This window comes from Lysinibacillus sp. fkY74-1 (genome assembly GCF_053165895.1).
On record NZ_CP170173.1, the window covers coordinates 3,669,794 to 3,688,117 of the forward strand.

Below are 18,324 nucleotides of genomic sequence, written 5' to 3' on the forward strand. Positions count from 1 at the left end.
CCATTAGTTACGAAGTGGTTTCCCCTTTAACAGCATATGTTGCATTCTTTGCTGTGAAAGTGGATCAGCAACAAGGCTAAGGAATGCCTCACGCTCTAAGTTTAATAGATACTGTTCATCTACTAATGTGCCATATGGAACCTTACCACCCGCAATCACATAAGCTAGCTTTTTAGCAATTTTCAAATCATGCTTACTGATAAAGCCTGACTCATACATACCTTGCGCACCAATGAGTAATGTACCGTAGCCTGATGCACCAACCACAGGAACTTTTGTTGGGACAGGTGGTTGATAGCCTGCTTCATAAAGTGCTAAAGCCGCTTGTTTCGCGTCATATAATTGATGGTCTGGGTTAACAGAAATTCCATCTGCGAAGTTTAAGAAGTTATTTTCACGTGCTTCCTCACCAGATGTTGAAACTTTCGCCATGGCAATTGTTTCAAATACTTTATTTGCAATATGTTGATAGTCTATTTCTACACCATTTGGTAGACCCTTTAGGAATTTTTGATAAAGCGCTTTATTCCCTCCGCCACCTGGAATTAATCCAACGCCTACTTCTACTAAGCCCATATATGTTTCCATCGTTGCCTGGATATGTGCAGCAGGTAAGCAAACCTCTGCACCACCACCTAATGTCATCGCAAACGGAGCCGCCACAACCGGCTTACGTGAATATTTAATTTTTTGCATCGCATCTTGGAAAGCCTTAATGACAAAGTCTAGTTCAAAGATATTATCATCCTGTGCTTCGACTAAAATCATTCCTAGATTTGCACCAACACAGAAGTTTTTCCCCTGGTTTCCTATCACTAAGCCCTTATAATTAGCTTCTACCTCATCGATGGCAAAGTTTATCATTTGAATAATATCCAAGCCTATAGCATTTGACTGTGAATGGAACTCTAATAATGCAATTCGATCACCTAAGTCTATTAAACTAGCACCTGTATTGGATTTAATCACGCCATGTTTTTTCTTATATCGTTTTAAATCGATTTCCTTTTCATTGACAGGCACTTTAACATACTCCGACCCATTATAGTAAGCCAAGTCACCATCTATATCGGAATAGAAAGTTTCAAACCCATTGGCTATCATCTCTTTTACAAAGGCAGGTACTTCTCGACCTTCTGTCTCCATTTTTGCGACAGCTTCTTTCACGCCAATAGCATCCCAAATTTCAAATGGTCCTTGTTGCCAGCCGAATCCCCATTTCATCGCATTATCAATAGCCACAATATCGTCTGCAATTTCACCGTATAGCTGAGCAGAATAAATTAATGTTGGAGCAAATATCCCCCATAATAATTCACCTGTACGATCCTTTGCATATGTTAAAGCCTTCACTTTATTAGCTAATCCACGAGTTTGTTTCGCCATTTCAATGGAAGGTGTCTTTAATTTTTTCACAGGACTATACGCCAAAGTCATTGGGTCAATTTCATGAATCTCTTTTCCTTGCTTTATGAAGAAGCCCTGGCCTGATTTTGCCCCAAGCCAACCGTTCGTGACCATTTTTTGCAAAAACTCTGGTACAGCAAATACTTGCTGCTCCTCACCTGTTGTTTGATCGTAGACATTTTTAGCTACATGAATAAATGTATCTAAACCAACAACATCTAGCGTTCGGAAAGTTGCCGATTTAGGACGACCAATAAGTGGACCTGTCACGGAATCCACTTCCCCAACTGAGTAACCACCTTTTAACATTTCTTGTAACGTGATGAGTAACCCATAAGTGCCGATGCGGTTAGCAATAAAATTAGGTGTATCCTTTGCTAGCACAACGCCCTTTCCAAGCACATCTTCACCAAATGTTTTCATAAAGCTCACTACTTCAGGTGCAGTTGTATCAGCTGGAATCACCTCTAATAATTTTAAATAGCGAGGTGGGTTGAAAAAGTGTGTGCCAAGAAAATGCTTTTTAAAATCCTTTGAACGTCCTTCTGCCATTGCATTAATACTAATCCCGGATGTGTTTGAACTAATAATTGTTCCAGGTGTACGAATAGCATCGATTTTTTCATATAAACTTTGTTTTATAGGTAAGTTTTCTACAACAACTTCAATAATCCAATCTACATCTTTTAGTTTCCCTAAATCATCCTCAAAGTTGCCGACCGTTAGTAGTGATAAATTTTTCTTAGAAGTAAGTGGTGCTGGCTTTTGCTTTAACAACTTTTGCAAAGCTCCATTAACAAGACGATTTCTTACAGCTGGATGCTCTAAGGAAAGACCTTTTGCCTCTTCCTCATGTGTTAGTTCCTTCGGTGCAATATCTAATAGTAATGTTGGTATACCGATATTAGCTAAATGTGCTGCAATTCCAGAGCCCATCACCCCAGAACCTAGAACAGCAGCTTTTTTAATGTTATAAGTCACAAGCAATTCCCCCTTATTCTTCCATTGAATGAATAGCCATTCATTTTTTGGCCAAAAAAATATCAAGTGTACCTTAGTGGATTTTTGTTCCTCTGCTGAATGACTATTTACTCAATTCAACCAAGGAGCCCTAAGGTTTATCTCCGTTTCAAAAGATTGCTAATGAATGAAGATAAAACTACTTTTCTATTTTTAGTGTAGATTATTTTGTCTAATTTAGCAATCTTTTTTCAAGAATTATTTTCGCAATATACATCTTTTTTTGTTGTTTACGAGCTAAAAGGAGACAATAAGTAGCTATCACCACAGTCAAACAGAAAACTTTCAGGTTACGGGAAAAATGTGTAGAATGGTAAGCAAGGAGAGTGAATACTTAATGAAAACAATTACTACTGCAGAACAATTTAATGAATTAATCAATGGCGACCAAAAAGTACTAGTGAAATTTTACGCTGGCTGGTGCCCAGATTGTACACGTATGAACATGTTCATCGACCCAATCATTGAAGAGTATAACCAATTTGATTGGTATGAACTAAACCGTGACGAGCTTCCAGAAATCGCAGACAAATATGATGTAATGGGCATCCCAAGTTTATTAATTTTCCAAAACGGTGAAAAGCTTGCTCACTTACACAGTGCCAATGCAAAAACACCTCAACAAGTAACGGAATTTTTATCTGCTCAACAATAACAATAATGAGAGCTGCATTTCTTCATGAAATGCAGCTCTTTTTGAAAGGAGATACCATTATGCGCCAACAATTGGGACTACTCGGAAAATCACAATATGATGCATCGATTGCGCCAAACTATTGTAATTCTGCTTGTGGTCCTACTACAGTACACGTTATTTTAAATTATTTGAATGGGTCCGCTCCTTCAATTAATGAACTCTATAAACAGCTTGGTAGTACAAAAATTGGTTTATTCAAATGGCGATTGATTCGCAAATTACGCCAATTATATCCATCGTGGGATGTTCGTACTTGTTCATTAAAAGAAGCTTTGCAGGAAATTAATGCAGGGCGTCCAGTTGCTATGCGTTTTGATCGTTATTTTAGTTTTCGTTGGCGAGATCAAACCTCTACTTTCGCCTATCATTGGGTACCGCTAACTGGCTATGATATTAAAAATAATCAGCTATGGTTAATTTTCCATGACAATGGTACATCAAATCGTGATAGCATCATTCGTCAGGTACTCTATCAAAACAATGAAAAAGTATTATCCTTTGTAAAAATGGTTCCTCACTAGAGCAACTATCGAATAGCCTACTATTTGCTCTCTATTCTTTTCCCACCAATAAAAAAAGCAGAGCATAATACTATACTCTGCGATAACTGATTAAATAAGAGAATACAAAGAACGGGCATGCTTGGCAATAAGCGTGTAGCCACTCTCTTCCATCTCTTTAAATATTTGTGGCTCATAATTTGGTAATACGAGGCTAGAAAGGTCTGCTTCAATAGGGACATCCGTTTGAATCGTTGCAAGCTCATGCGATAATTTCAGCATATCTATTTGGTCTTGAATTTTTGTTCGTTGACCTGGCTTTAATTCACCGAGCGACGCTAGCACACTATCAATCGAGCCATATGTTTGGATTAATGTGAGTGCTTGCTTAGGACCAATACCTTTAACGCCTGGATAACCATCACTCGTATCTCCCATAAAGGCTTTCACCTGTGCAAACTGCGCTGGTTCAATACTATACTCCTCTTTAAAACGCCCATGCGTATAAATATCATATTCTGTGTAGCCCTTTTTCATAAAAGCAATCTCTGTAGATGGTCTTAAAAGTTGAAGTAAATCTTTATCCCCACTAATTACGGTAATATCTGCGTCGTCCTGCCATTTGGCAATCATAGAACCAATTAAATCATCAGCCTCCATGCCCTTCACGCCAAAATTTTGCCAGCCCATTTGGAGAGATAGGTTTTTTGCCATATCAAATTGAGGCAACATTTCCTCAGGTGGCGCTGGGCGATTTGCTTTATAGCCATCAAATAGCTCATTGCGGAAGGTATGTGCCCCCATATCCCAGCAAACTGCCATATGTGTTGGCTTCATTAAAGATTGTGCAGTTAGTACATGTCGTACAAAGCCTTGTGCTCCGTTCGTTGGAGTGCCATCCGCCAAGCGAATAAAGTGGCCCATGGCAGCCGAGGCGAAAAATGAACGGAATAACAATGCCATACCGTCAACAATCAGTAGTTTTGGTTTTGTTGTCATCATAAATTTCCTCTCTATAACCGTGCAAAGTTTATATAAATTTTTGATACCTATGAAATATTATAGCAAACTTTTAACAATCGGCATTGTCAATACACGGCAATATGCTTATAACGTCACTTTTCCTTTATTTGAGATGCGATTGCGATGATCAAGCTGAATACCTGTTAGCCATTGTAAAAATGCTGTCACACCAATCTTAACGGTTTCTGGACGTAGCGTTCCTTCCTTAGGGTCTGCATAAACAAAATCAATATGGCGAACCCCTTCATTTTCACCTATAAGTTTGAGGATATCAAATAATTCATAGGCTGTTAGACCGCCTGGTGTGGCAGCTGGAACATCTCGTGCAAACATAATATCAAGTGCATCTAAATCCACTGAAACATAAATTCGATCAACCTCATACATAAGCTGACGTAACATTTCATGTATGGTGAGCTGAATACCGTCACGTCGCATTTGCTTTAATGTAATCATATGAATGCCCTGTTCTCTAGCATAATGAATCATTTCAGGTGAATTAAAAAAACCGTGCAATCCGACATTATATATATGTCTCCCTTCCACAATGCCTGAGGCAATCAATTGATGGATAGGAGAATCTTGAGCCAAGCCAATTTCCTCTTGGTTTCTTGCATCTAAATGTGTATCAATTTGAATGATACCAATACGATCCTGCGGAAAGGCATTCTTTATTCCTTTTAGTGAACAGGCGGTAATGGCATGGTCTCCCCCAATCAAGCAAGTAAAGCTTTTTTGAAAAGCTATACTCAAATTCTCTGCTGCAGCCTCGATGGCAGATTCAGAAAGCATTCTATCTTGTTCATGAATCGCCACATCGCCAATATCAACGACTGATAATGCGCGTAAATTTATTTGCTCGTCTAAGTTATATGATTGGAAGCTTGGCCATACTTTACGAAACGCAGTTGGATATTGCGCTTTTCCAGATGCTTCTTCTGCATATGATAAAAGAGCCCCATACACGACAATATCCACATCATTTGGGTTTGGATTTGTTTGCTGCTTTATCCACTGATGCATGGCCGATCCATTCTCTTGCTTCCATCGGCATTCCGGTTCTATAAACATATACATCTACCACCTTTATATCTTTTCTATTCAAGTTAAATGAACCTACATTTTTTCACATGTCCCTCAAATGTCCTACCCAATTCCTACTCTTTCTATATAGTACCATTCGTACATTCATCTTCGTCATTTTTTTCTTTTTTCCTCTTTCTTTTTAAATTTGAAACACAAAAAAGCAAACTAAAAATCAGTTTGCTTCAAATTTCATATGAGTTGGCGCAGTGTTCAATGAGGTTTTTAGTTTGTTACTTTTGTTGTTTGGAAATATTTTCACAAAGTTCAGCTACCTCATACATGGAATAGCTTTCAAAATTGTATTGACTGCGTAATTCTTGAAAATAACGTAATAGCTCTTCTAGCATCGCTAAATTTTTAGCTGTATTCTTCCCAAAATTATGGGGATGCCACCATAAATGATAAAAAGCTTGGGCCTTTGCAGCTTCGAGCATACTTTCCTTTATGCGTTTTACCTTTGAGCCCTCGAATACGTGCAATGGACGAAAGTAGGGTCTTAAAAAGGCACTTGAACGAATATTAATCAGTTGCTCGTCCCGCATTTCCTCCAATGTTGCCATATGATGACCAGTAAGATTAATATAGCTATCAAGCCATTTTTTCGCTCCCAAAAATCTGCCTTTTTTCGTAAACTTTTGAGCATCATACAATGGATGATTTTCTGTTCCTCTGTAACAAACATAGCCCGCTTCTACACATGCTTTAAAATAGTCTTTATTCACTTGATTTCTCGGAAAAACCATGGACTTCATGGGCGAAATATAACCCTCGATTATGGTCTTTGTCGCGTCTAAGTCTGCACAAAAGGCAGCTTCTGTTTGACCTTTTTCCAAGCAGTAATAATGGGAAAAGGTATGGCTACCAATTTCCTGATGTGGTGTACGTTTAATCTCCTCTATCAAAGATTTACCAAAATGTAAGAGGTCCTCTTGTTCGTTTTCGCCTACTTTAGCTAGCTGGCTATGTGCTGCATAGCGCATATTGTCATACTTAACAGGGATACCTCGTAAATAATGAGCCATTTCAGCCTTTGATTCTGCAAACAATAGTCCGACTGTCGCCCAAGTTGCATGAATGTCATATTGCTCAAATAACGCAAGTATACTGGGCAAGGCTTTCCGTACACCATATAGGTTTTTATTGTATTGTCCATATCGAAATACATCATGGACGCCCCAATTCAGCTCAAAATCTAATGAAATAACGAGACCCCCACCATTCATGTTGCTACTTCCTCCATTTTTGCACGCCTAGTAATAGTGCACGTATTTTTGATTGGGTAATGTAGCCTGAGTAAACATTGACAACTTGTCCACCAAAGCTTAGTTTGAAGGCACGTACATTTCGATTATCGGTTAATTCACCCATATCATATAAAACAAAACCTTGCTCCTTAAAATGAAGAAGATTATGCCAGATTAAAAAACGATTTGCATAGCGGTAAGGTCTCTTTAAATGTGTCGATATGGCTGACGCCGCACAGGTAGCTTCATAATAAGACATCGCTTTATTCTCATGTACAATATCCAATCGATAGCACAGTGTCTGTCCACAGATACTTTGGATTTCAGATAATAATAATGCTCCCTGTTTGTTGAGAAGCATGATCGTTTCCATTTGTGATTTACCAATACCCTCAAGCTTTTTTCTTTTAGCAAAATGATTATAAAATTGCTGAAAAGCTCGTAAGTTTTCGACGGAAGGTTCTTTATATAAAATAACTTGGTAATATTCTTTATGTGCCCGTCGCAATATTTTACGATTCCCTTCAGAAAGTGCTAAATACAATGAAAGTTCATGCCCTTGGAGATCAATATGAATCGCTTCACTTTTAACAAGCTTTCGACTTGGTACAAGTGAATTTGTATAGCCTATTACTTTCATGGATTTTCGAACATTGGCTGGCTTTTCTAAAAAATAAAAATGTTGCATCGCAATATTCCACCGCTTACTTTTAATGGACAGAATGAACATCGCCCCCACTCTCCGTATTTTTTTGTACATGTTGTCGCTCAAAACGAGCAACTTTATAATGTTTCATTCGAATAATAGGTTTATAGCCTAGCTGTCCTAAGCGCTTCCGTTTTCTCCATTGCCAAAAGCTTGCCGTTACCCACAATGTTTGTCGCGGTTTGACTTTTCTGAAATAGGCCGTTATAATTTCGATCTGCTTGAACATATCATAGGCTAAAAAATACGTTTGCTTCGGTAATGCTTCTATTATTTGCAGCGAATCTACACGCCAATTTGTCGCGTGTAATGCAAATGCTGGCTTATTTGTCTCCGCAAAGGAATCCTTATAAACCGTGTACCCTTTATAATAGAGAGCAATGACTTCTTCCTGATCAAGCTGCATCGCTTCCTGAATAGTCATTTCCTCAAATAAGTTGCCCACAGGTTGCTGTGGTGACACATCCTCTGTTGGAGATAATTCATAGAGCTCCACGTGCTTCAAACGAATAAACCTATCTACGAATTGTTGTCCATATTCTAGCCAATCTCTGAGCTTTCCATACTTTACTAAATAGCGAAAACGGCCAAGTGTATTGCGTTTCCAGTCTACAATTCGTTGATTACTTTTTACATATTCCTTGAACCGTTCCTTTAGCAGCATTAAACCTGTCACTAGCTTTGCACGCTTTGTCCCACTGCTGGCAAGCATCCGCCTAGTAAAATCGATATTCGTACGCCAATCAAATTTGTAAGGCTCATAGCCAATGCTCATATCAAATAGCCGATAATTAGCAGCAAAAGTTCGCTGAATAGATTCCTGATTGACTATACGCCCGGGACCAAATACATTAAATGTCGGTTCATGGGCAAGCGCGTAGGTTACATAGCGTCCACGACAAAAAAGTCCATATGTGAAAGCAATCCACTGATTTTCAAAGACAAGTGCATCAACCTCTACTTGTAATGCCTCTCCATTAAGCATGGTTAAGCGCTCAAAAAAGTCTCTTTTCTTCCCTTTTGTAAAGTCACTCGTATCCAGTTTTTTTGCCCATCGTCGATCAAACAATCGAAACATTTGCCAGAGCTCGTCCTGTGCGGGAACTCTCCTTGTTACTGTACCTAGCTTCCGTAGCTTTCTTTCCCGCCGATCGACCCCATGCAGTTTCCGGCGTTGCTGGAAATGTTGTAGAAAATCTACCTCAGAAAAAGCGAGATAGGGAGTGACCACACGGAAAATATTTGCTCGTAACTGTCTTTCCACGAAATATTGTTCAATGACTTTAGTAGACACTTTACTTTCTAATAAGCCATGCAGTGAAAAAATTACGTGCCGATGCTTTCTAATAAGTTCATCGAACACAAAGGTTGTAGTGTTCATTAACCACTCTTTTTTGACAACAACCCCTGTATAATTGGCAATACCTTCACCCGCAAAGGAATACACCCTAATTCCCCATCGACTAGTCACCGTAAAGGGGAAAAAGGCTAGGATGACTCCTTCATGTTCAATAGCGAAAAGCTCTACTCGTTCTTTTCGCCCAACTATTTGCCACCAATTATAAAACCAAGCAAATTCAATAAAAGGATTATCATTGTCCTCTTCCTCTAAAATGCCATCCCAGATTTCCTTGTACCACATGAGCTCATCATCTGTTCTTATGCGTATTAATTGCAAGTTAATCTCCTTTCTTTACGAGTTCTGAAACAGCTTGTTGATAGACCATTAACGTTTTTTGATACATAGGGGTAAACGTAAAATACTGTAAATAGCGTCGTTCACTCGCATTGCCCATTTTTTGGCTTAAGGTAGCATCCAATAATAAATGACGAAGCCTCTGCTTCAATAATTCTTTATCCTCTCGCTCTACTAAAAAACCATTGCCATGATCCACAACTAACTCTTTAACACCACCCACATTTGTTGCAACAATAGGGAGGCCTATACGCATGGCTTCAATAATAGAGATTGGCAGCCCCTCCCAATCTGACAACAAAACAAATACATGACTTTTCTCCAAATAGGTGTGTACATCTAATTGATCACCTAAAAATATTATGCGATCTGTTAAATTATGCTGTGCAACAAACTCTTCTAGGGCAGGTCGTAGAGAACCATCTCCAACTAATTGAAGTTGCCACGGAACATCCGTCAGTTCTGCTAAAGCCTCCAGCAATAGATCTTGTCTTTTTGGCACTTCAAAACGAGCAACCATCACAATGACTGGCTGCTCCGTATAAGTATTTTCTGTTGAAGGATTACTGTCTATTGGAGCAATACCATTATGAATAGTAAGCAGTTTATGAGCTGGAGCAACTTTTTTCATGAGTGCTAGCTCCCGATCATAATCAGATACCGTTATAATTTTTGTGGAGAATCGCTGAACCGATTTTTCCATTCGATAGTAAAGCATCTGTTTCCTTTGAGGAACACCTTCTGTAAAGCTCCAACTATGTGCAGTAAAAACTGTTGGGATGTGCAGTAAACTACCCACTATACGACCTATCACACCAGCCTTAGATGAATGTGTGGCTACCACATCAGGGTGTAAACGTTTGATAACGGCTCTTAATTGCCAAAATGTGCGGAAATCCTTTGCTAGATGAATTGCACGTTGCATAGCGGGAATACGGATAACCGTAATTTTTTCCTCTTGTAAGCGCCAAAGGGATGGCTGGTAGGAGCCAGTCACGACAGTTACTTCATGCCCATCTTGCTTGAGTTGGATGGCTAATGCCTCCACATGCTTTTGTGCTCCACCGATTTTATCCATTCGTGTAATAAGCTGAACAATTTTCAGTATGGCCACTCCCCGTAATTTAATAGGCACCCGTTCTTGCTAGGACTACATAAAGGGTTTTCAAAACAATTTGGACATCCATCCAAAAGGAGTAATGATCAACATATTCAATGTCATATGAAATTTTTTGTCCATGGGAAATATTAGAACGGCCGTTAATCTGGGCAAGACCTGTTAAACCTGGTTTTACCTCTAGTCTTCTGGCCTGTAAATTGTTATAGGCATTTGTAATGGTCGGAACCTCCGGACGAGGCCCCACAATACTCATTTCTCCTTTTAATACATTTAACAGCTGTGGAATTTCATCAATACTTAGCTTTCGAAGGATAGCCCCTACTTTGGTAATCCGTGTATCCTGCTCTACTTTAAAAAAGTAGTCATCTGGGATACCATTCGTACATATAGCTGGCATATTGATTGGAACTGCCTGTATACACATTGTGCGTAGCTTCCAAATAACAAAGCGGTGATGATCCAGGCCAGTTCGTATTTGTTTAAAAAAAATGGGGCGACCTGTTGTGAAGAGTAAAATGAGGAATACAGCTAGCATTAGAGGGATTGTCATAAAAAGTAATAATAATGCCCCGGTAATATCAAATATTCTTTTGCCATACTGACCATAGAATGTGAGATTCTTAGTTGTCGAAACGTGCACTTCACCATCCTTTGCATTTTTTTACTACTTAACACTATATATTCATTTTGAACATTTATAGAACTATTTTAAGAAAAGTGAGTCTAGATGAAAAAAAGAGTTATACCAGCGGCACATGCTGAATAACTCGATTTTTCTTATTATATGCGCGCTCCTAAAATTTGGGCATCACATTCGATTTCCACATTACCCTTTAATGCTTTGCTAATCATACATGTTTGTTCCGCTTTTTGTGCGAAGCGAGTAATTTTTGTTTCAAGATGCTCTGTTAAATTTAAGATAACTATTTTAGGCTTATGAATAATTTTTTCATAGGTAAACACACCATTTACTACACTGACATACCCTTCAGACTGCAGAGATAAATCATGTACAGCCACCTCGGATCTTTCAAGAAGAGCCGCTAATGTAATTAAATAACAAGTCGCTGAAGCCCCTAATAACATTTCATCCGGATTTGTACCAATGCCAGGTCCATCCATCTCCTGAGGAATAGAAATTTGCGTTTTCAGATTGCTAGCGTTGATAGTTCCAGTACCATTTCTTCCATCCGACCAAGTTAAGTCCATTGTAAATTTATGCTGAACCATTTTAAATCCTCCTTTACGTACGTATGACAGAAAAATGCTCGTTCTCCCGAGAAGACGAGCATTCAACGCCAATTATGATAAGAGATACGTAACGCCACCATTTTATGATACTGCTGTCTCTAACTCTACCACATTTTAACGGTATGCTCGAAATAAGCGTTAAGTTCTAAAATAGGAATATTTTACTTTACTACATAAAAACTAACTATTATTTTACAAAAAACAATGTGATAAATTTTATGGTAGAATAGAATAAATAATTCATTAGGAGATTTTAAAATGATTTTAACAAAGCAAGAAGCAATACAGGCACTTAAAAAGAACAAGTTTATCGGTTTTACTATTACAACAGGTAATATTATTATGAAAAAGATGAATAAAACCGATTATAATATTTTTGTTTTTGAGGAAGGAAAAGAGAAGCCATTACGTTATGTTGGTTCTATTATGAATGTTATGGCAACGATGAGTGACAAAGCATCCAATAAGGATTTTGTCATTGTAGAACAGCTTCCAACTCAAAATAACGTTGCTGAAACGCAAACATCTGAAAACGAAGCAACGTTAGAAGAGAAAGCTGTAGCAGCAGAAGTAGCAGTCGTTGATGAAACCGAAGAAAGCCGTGCTATTGCAGGCTATGAAGACCTATATAAAATGACAGTAAGTGGTCGCATTATTACTGTACGTGAAAATCGTCCATTAGCTCGTTGTAATGACGAATATGGCTTCCATATTGCACGACTTACAAAGGACGGAAAGGCTTCCAGTCATAATGTCTTTGAACTTTGGAAACAAACATTCCCTGAGGTAGAGCAAACTCAATTCAAAGGTGCCTTAAAAGCAAAATACGGGACAGGCTGTAAGCTAATCGATAAACCTGGTATCCATTTTTAATCTAATTCTCTACTAAACAGTAAACCCTCAGTTGAAAACACTGAGGGTTTACTGTTTAGCATGAAATTCTTTTCGCCATTTGAACAACCTAACTAAGGTAATTTGGCTCACTTTATGAAAACCCGCCTGCTTCAGCTTTCGTCGTCTTCGCCCCTCATACCACGGAGCGATTGTACAGACGGATCGCCCTTCACGCTGCACTTCTACAACAATTTCCTTTAGTAGCTGGGTGTCGTATTCTCTGATGAAAGACATATTGGCAGATAGCTCGTACGTATAGCCGCTCACTTCTTCGTACGCTATATGATCGTGCCTCCTATAAACAATTTGATCTCCATCACCAAAAAAACGATTTCCCTTATAAAAATGCGCGATATAAGCAGGCCGCTCATTCAGTGTCATAATATCCTTCATATGTAGCTCTTCAAAGGGCATATATCCTTGATCGTATTTTTGCTCCGCGATATAGATGTCTATCCTATGAATAGCTACGATTCGTTGAAGGACCCCTTTCATTAATCGTAACCATTCTCTTGTTCGAGCATGCTTTAAAAAATACAACAATTCCCCTAACCTGTCCCGCTTCAATTTCACAAGCTGGTGATTGTTTGTTAATTTTCCTTTTACCCGATCTCGTAATACCATCCATGATCGAATAAAGCCCTCAGTAGTGCCTTTCGTACTCATAATAAATTTTCGTGTAAAATCAATATCGGTATACCATTGAAACTTATAGGGCTCATAGCCACTACCAAAATCATAATAACGAAAGCCTGAATCATGTGCTTTGAGCATGTTTTCCTTTTCTATTAAACTGCCAGGGCCAAACCTATTGAAATCAGGCTCATGGCCCATAGCCTGACAAAAATTACGATCTCTACAGCATAAATCAATAGTAAAGCTAATCCAATGCCCTTCAAATTGCAAACTGTCAACCTCGACTCTAAAGGCTTCATTAGAGACATCAGCCAAGCGTTCATAAAACAATCGAGTCTGTGCTTCGGTAAATCGACTTTTGTCCAGCTTCTTGCGCCATCTTCGCGTAAAAAGCGTAAACATTTTATGAAAATGATTGACGCCAACGTCCTGAAAGTCAAGGTGTCCAAATAATTTTAATTTCTTCTCATAACGCTTAATGCTTTTAAATGTCTTGCGATGCTTTTTTAAAAAGTCATCAACTGTCATTGATTGAAAATCTATAAATGACGTTACAGTTCGAAATATAGAATAAGGCATCTGGTATTCTATCGCATATTTCTCAAGTTGTTGAGAAGTATCTTTACTTTCAATGAGCCCCTGAAACACGAGCAAATAACGCTTATATTTTTGCGTGAACACCTTCAATATATAATGAATGGCCTGCTCCATCCATTGCTTCTCTGCTATCACTTCCATATAAGTCGCATACCCTTGTCCTAAAAAACCAAAGTAATGAATTTTACCAAAACCGACAGTATGAACTAACGGAAAAAATGCCACAGCGGTCCCTTGATGCTCGACTATAAATATTTCTACATTGTCATGTATACCAAGCGTTGCCCACCATGTCGTAACCCATTCGTATTCAATAAAAGGATTATTATTTTTTTCTTGTTCGAGTATACCTGACCAAGTACTTCGATAGGGCTCTAACATGTCCATTGAAGTGATTATTTTATAGTCTAGCACCGCACTGAATCGCTCCCTTTTCGTTATCCTCACCACATATTTAGTAGCCACTATATTCCTAGCAAGAAAGTATTAGAACAGTCCACCAACGTGAAACCCTCCCTATTCAAATGAATAGGAAGGGTTTCGCACACACTATACCTTTATAAGTGGTTCCTCTATTTTAGTGACGGCATTAGCCATATGTGTAGTTGCTATATAGCTAAGTGTCATACCAGGTCCAATCGTTGCACCTGGTCCTGGATAGGTTTCCCCCATAATAGACGCTGAGCAATTACCTGATGCATACAATCCTTCTATTGGTTGGCCATCCTTTTTCACAACACGAGCAAATCCATCCACTACTACTCCACCCTTTGTACCAATATCTCCAGGATAGAGACGCAAAGCATAAAATGGAGCTTTCTTTAACTCTGCTAAATTAGGGTTAGGTAATGTCGGGTCCCCGTAGTAATTATCATAAGCACTATCGCCTCGATTAAAGTCATCATCATGACCATTGTGTGCAAAGATGTTAAAACGATTGACCGTCTCGACTAAGTTTTCTTTCGGCACATCCATTTGCCTCGCAAGATCCTCAATCGTTTCGGCACTTTTCACGATTCCATGGTCATACCAGCTTTTCGGAAACGCTTGTCCAGGAAACAGTCCTGTAAAAATATAACGGCTTTTAGCAGCTGTATCAATAAGTATCCAGGAAGGTACAGCCTGCTTCGTCTCCTCTTGATGTTTGTACATTGTATCTACAAACTCATGATAAGGTGCTGCTTCATTGACATAGCGTTGTCCTGCACTATCTACAACCACCATATTAGGTACACCCCTATCAGCCACAAGGAAGAATGGCTGTCCTTGTGGATCAATAACAGAAGGTGCTCCCCATACCTTATCCATTAAATCGAGAGTAGCTCCAATTGTCACACTAGGTTCAATGATATCCCCTGTTTGCCCCACAGGTGAAGATGTCCAAGCAGCATTAGTAGGAGCTGGTAAATACTTTTCCCTCAATGCCTGATGATGTGAAAAGCCACCCGACGACAAGACAACACCTCTTTTTGCCTCTATCCGCTGCTCTTGTCCATCACGTTCAATTATCACGCCAACTACTCTTTCATTATCCATTATGAAATTTTTAAAAGCCGTTGATAACCAAAGCTCTCCATTTGCTTCGGCAAGTGATAATCGTAGACGAGCCACTAATGCTTCACCTAGCGCTACTGGCTCGCTCTTTGTCACCTTAGATTTCACTAAACGTATTCCTAATCTCAATGCTGTTGTTTTCCCTTTGAACGTTCGCGTAATCATATTGACCTTATGAAACTCGTAACTATTCATCGTAAAGCCTTTGGTCGATAGAGTTGCTCGACGCATATGATCAGCTAGTGAGCCCATTTTTGTTAAATCGAAAATAAGTGGTTCAATGGAGCGTCCCTGCGACAAACCACCCAATTTTTCAGGATAATAATCGGAATAGCCTTTGGCATATTGGAAGCGCATATGGTTCGTTTTATTGTATAAAAAACGCAACATTTCTGGCCCTTTCGTGATATAAGCTTCCTTTAACGCTTCGGGTACACGATCACCTATTGTGGCATCTAAATATTGGCGTGCAAGTTCATGTGTATCTGGGACACCTTCACCTTTAATAACATGATTATTGGGAATCCATAAGGCACCACCAGAAATTGCAGAAGCACCACCATAACGATCTGTTTTTTCAATGACTAATGATTTCAATCCTTGTAATTTTGCTGATAAACCTGCTGTCAATCCCGCTGCTCCAGACCCTACTACAACTACATCAAAACTTGCATCCCACTTCATTCAACCATTCCTCCCCTATGAGCTAAATCGATGAATATAATCTCCCTCTTAAAGAAGTATAGAATTAAACTAATTTTCAGTCAATTTAATAGGTTCGCCATTTTTCTACATAAAGCTGACATCCCATTTCAAGAAAGTTTGCTACAAGCATATTCAACTTTACTTAGCATATATTTGAAAAAACGACTTTAAGTTTATGATGAGGCGGGGGATTTTACAGGTGAGTGCAATGATACTTGGTGGATTTCTATTTTTCAGTGTGAGCTTTGGTGGCGCAATTGCCTGGATTTTCTCTAAGCTATTTCAACATACAACACAAGGGCTGTCATTATTATGTGGTGGTTTTCTAGTAGGCCTACTTGTTCTAGATATCATTCCTTCTTCCTTTCAAATCTATCAATCATTTGGAATTATACTCGGTATTTTTATTGGCTATTTCATTTTTCAACTGTTAGATACTTTATTCCATGCTTCTCATGCGCAAAATCCCTCTGTCTCCCTACTAACCCTTGCCATGATTATTCATACCATACCCATTAGTCTTACTGTTGGCAATTTACTTGGTAATGCAGCACTAAGTATTTCTCTCACAGCCTCCATTATTCTTCACCATGTTCCTGAAGGTTTTGCCCTATCAACCGCACTCATTTCTCAGGGCGAGAGGCTATGGAGACTTTTTATTTATTTCTTTATCTTCTCTGTCTTTTTCAGTATTTTCATCTGGTTTGGGCAATATTGGGCATTACCCGAAAAGGCACAGGGTATCTTAATGGGCATATCTATAGGGTTGATTGCCACAGCCAGCATCTCTGAATTCATTTTGCATCAACTAAGGTATGTCTCGTTCAGATCATTTTTTATGTATCTCATTTTAGGCTATCTCCTAAGCTATATCTTCCATACACTGGTCGAATAGACTATGAAATTAAAGTAAAACCGTTTATTCCTTTATTCCTACTTGCTTTGCCTTGAGCTGCGAGAAAAAATGACAAAGGCCATCGAGAGTGAGCTTTTCGACGACCTTTGCCATGAATTCAAGTAATCCACAATCATAAGGTGGATTGCTTTTTATTGTTATTCCTCGTCACTTAATTCCATTAGTGTGAGTGTAAGAATTTTTGAAACCTCTGCACGAGTAAGATTTCCTTTCGGATTAAACTTACCATTCGTACCATTTAAAATCCCTAATTGCTGCAATAAACCAATAGACTCTACTGTTTCCTTGCGCATTTGATTTTTATCTGTAAATGTATTGGTCTTGCTTACTTTAGAAAGATCCACTTCCATAGCTTCTAAATATCTCGCTGTCACGTATGCCATTTCCTCACGTGTAACAGGTTTTTTGGGCTCGAACTTACTACCATCGAAAATATCAATTAAGCCATACTCTTCTAAAATGGCTACTTCCTTCGCACCCCAAAAGCCATTAAGGTCCGTATAAGTAGCTGGTCCTTCATAATCTTCATTTACATCTAAACCTGATGCTCTGAAAATAATAGCTGCCAGTTCTCCACGAGTAACTTGTCCATTTGGATTAAATGTTGTGGCAGATGAGCCATTTATAATATCTGCTTGATAGAGCAATTGAATATAGCTCTCTGCCCAATGTCCAATTGCATCCTTGAAGTACCCACCTGGTTTTAATTCCACATCTGCACGAGCAAATACTACTAACATACTATTTAAATCTGCCGCACTTATAGCTTCCCATTTATTTGCCGTAAAGATTTCACTCTTAAAGCCATTTCCAGTTTGCGTAATTCGAATTTGAATAGCGTTACCGAATAATTTCTTAATTTCTTCATAGTTTTCCGTAAAATCTTTTTCGCCTTCCGGATAAAGATTTGTACCATCTTTATAGGATTGAAGAATCGCCTCTAGTGAAATTTTCACGGTTATATTTGTATTTGTTGTAACGATTGTAACCTCATTATTTTCATAGCCTACCTTAGATAGTAGTAATATTTTATAGATATCTTGATAGGACATGGCTTGTAATTGATCAGCAGCTGCTACTGTTTGCTTTTGATGAATCAAATTTGCAACATCTACCGCTTCCTGTGCATACGCTTGTCCACCCAATCCTCCTGTAAAACATACAATGCTTAGTGCTCCGGCTAACATTATTTTCTTCATTACTATTTCCTCCTTTGATCTATAAATTCAGTGTACTAAATCAATAGTTTGTATTTCTATAAAAATATGTAAA

Annotated in this window: 16 protein-coding genes; 4 read left to right on the forward strand and 12 right to left on the reverse strand. The window is 38.6% G+C overall.

The features are described 5' to 3' along the window. Positions 1–3: 3 nt before the first annotated feature. Complete coding sequence (locus ACE1MS_RS18140) at positions 4–2,388, reverse strand: 3-hydroxyacyl-CoA dehydrogenase/enoyl-CoA hydratase family protein (RefSeq protein WP_447402524.1); 2,385 nt, start codon at positions 2,386–2,388, stop codon at positions 4–6. Between the two features lie 376 nt (positions 2,389–2,764). On the opposite strand from ACE1MS_RS18140, the gene ACE1MS_RS18145 reads away from it, so the two are divergent. Together ACE1MS_RS18145 and ACE1MS_RS18150 are read left to right on the forward strand one after the other, a co-directional pair. Further along, complete coding sequence (locus tag ACE1MS_RS18145; protein ID WP_031417721.1) at positions 2,765–3,082, forward strand: thioredoxin family protein; 318 nt, start codon at positions 2,765–2,767, stop codon at positions 3,080–3,082. A gap of 59 nt (positions 3,083–3,141) precedes the next feature. Beyond that, entirely contained in the window at positions 3,142–3,645 is a 504-nt protein-coding gene (locus tag ACE1MS_RS18150; protein ID WP_447402525.1) for a C39 family peptidase, read from the forward strand. A gap of 90 nt (positions 3,646–3,735) precedes the next feature. Here ACE1MS_RS18150 and ACE1MS_RS18155 read toward each other — a convergent pair whose 3' ends face one another. From ACE1MS_RS18155 to ACE1MS_RS18190, 8 genes are all read right to left on the reverse strand, one after another. Beyond that, positions 3,736–4,623, reverse strand: a complete 888-nt coding sequence (locus tag ACE1MS_RS18155; RefSeq protein ID WP_171821103.1) for a 5'-3' exonuclease — start codon at positions 4,621–4,623, stop codon at positions 3,736–3,738. Positions 4,624–4,731: 108 nt separating this feature from the next. Beyond that, positions 4,732–5,724: an agmatinase family protein gene (locus tag ACE1MS_RS18160; protein ID WP_031417726.1), complete on the reverse strand. Its 993-nt coding sequence runs from the start codon at positions 5,722–5,724 to the stop codon at positions 4,732–4,734. 239 nt (positions 5,725–5,963) lie between these two features. After that, positions 5,964–6,956 carry a polysaccharide deacetylase family protein gene (locus tag ACE1MS_RS18165; protein ID WP_012292306.1) on the reverse strand — a complete coding sequence of 331 codons (993 nt, stop codon included), beginning with the start codon at positions 6,954–6,956 and terminating at the stop codon, positions 5,964–5,966. A 4-nt stretch (positions 6,957–6,960) separates the two neighbouring features. After that, positions 6,961–7,665, reverse strand: a complete 705-nt coding sequence (locus tag ACE1MS_RS18170) for a hypothetical protein (RefSeq protein WP_036217878.1) — start codon at positions 7,663–7,665, stop codon at positions 6,961–6,963. A gap of 22 nt (positions 7,666–7,687) precedes the next feature. Next, positions 7,688–9,361 (reverse strand): GNAT family N-acetyltransferase, encoded by a 1,674-nt coding sequence (locus ACE1MS_RS18175; protein ID WP_099806075.1) that lies wholly within the window; start codon positions 9,359–9,361, stop codon positions 7,688–7,690. 1 nt (position 9,362) lies between these two features. Then, the gene (locus ACE1MS_RS18180; protein WP_447402526.1) at positions 9,363–10,493 is read right to left on the reverse strand and encodes a glycosyltransferase family 4 protein; all 1,131 of its coding nucleotides are present in this window, start codon (positions 10,491–10,493) and stop codon (positions 9,363–9,365) included. Between the two features lie 10 nt (positions 10,494–10,503). Then, positions 10,504–11,139 carry a sugar transferase gene (locus ACE1MS_RS18185; protein WP_012292302.1) on the reverse strand — a complete coding sequence of 212 codons (636 nt, stop codon included), beginning with the start codon at positions 11,137–11,139 and terminating at the stop codon, positions 10,504–10,506. 140 nt (positions 11,140–11,279) lie between these two features. Continuing rightward, positions 11,280–11,729 carry an SACOL1771 family peroxiredoxin gene (locus tag ACE1MS_RS18190; protein WP_012292301.1) on the reverse strand — a complete coding sequence of 150 codons (450 nt, stop codon included), beginning with the start codon at positions 11,727–11,729 and terminating at the stop codon, positions 11,280–11,282. 279 nt (positions 11,730–12,008) lie between these two features. Between ACE1MS_RS18190 and ACE1MS_RS18195 the strand changes: the two genes are divergently transcribed. After that, complete coding sequence (locus ACE1MS_RS18195; RefSeq protein ID WP_447402527.1) at positions 12,009–12,623, forward strand: 3-ketosteroid-delta-1-dehydrogenase; 615 nt, start codon at positions 12,009–12,011, stop codon at positions 12,621–12,623. 48 nt (positions 12,624–12,671) lie between these two features. On the opposite strand, the gene ACE1MS_RS18200 is transcribed toward ACE1MS_RS18195, so the two are convergent. Next, a complete protein-coding gene (locus ACE1MS_RS18200) occupies positions 12,672–14,291 on the reverse strand; it encodes a GNAT family N-acetyltransferase (RefSeq protein ID WP_447402528.1) in 1,620 nt (539 codons plus the stop codon). A gap of 135 nt (positions 14,292–14,426) precedes the next feature. Continuing rightward, a complete protein-coding gene (locus ACE1MS_RS18205) occupies positions 14,427–16,115 on the reverse strand; it encodes an FAD-dependent oxidoreductase (protein WP_447402529.1) in 1,689 nt (562 codons plus the stop codon). A 229-nt stretch (positions 16,116–16,344) separates the two neighbouring features. Here ACE1MS_RS18205 and ACE1MS_RS18210 point away from each other — a divergent pair, with 229 nt between their 5' ends. Further along, complete coding sequence (locus ACE1MS_RS18210) at positions 16,345–17,031, forward strand: ZIP family metal transporter (protein WP_227256897.1); 687 nt, start codon at positions 16,345–16,347, stop codon at positions 17,029–17,031. 158 nt (positions 17,032–17,189) lie between these two features. Here ACE1MS_RS18210 and ACE1MS_RS18215 read toward each other — a convergent pair whose 3' ends face one another. Further along, on the reverse strand, positions 17,190–18,251 hold the full coding sequence (locus tag ACE1MS_RS18215) for an S-layer homology domain-containing protein (RefSeq protein ID WP_036217869.1): 1,062 nt from the start codon (positions 18,249–18,251) through the stop codon (positions 17,190–17,192). Positions 18,252–18,324: the final 73 nt, after the last annotated feature.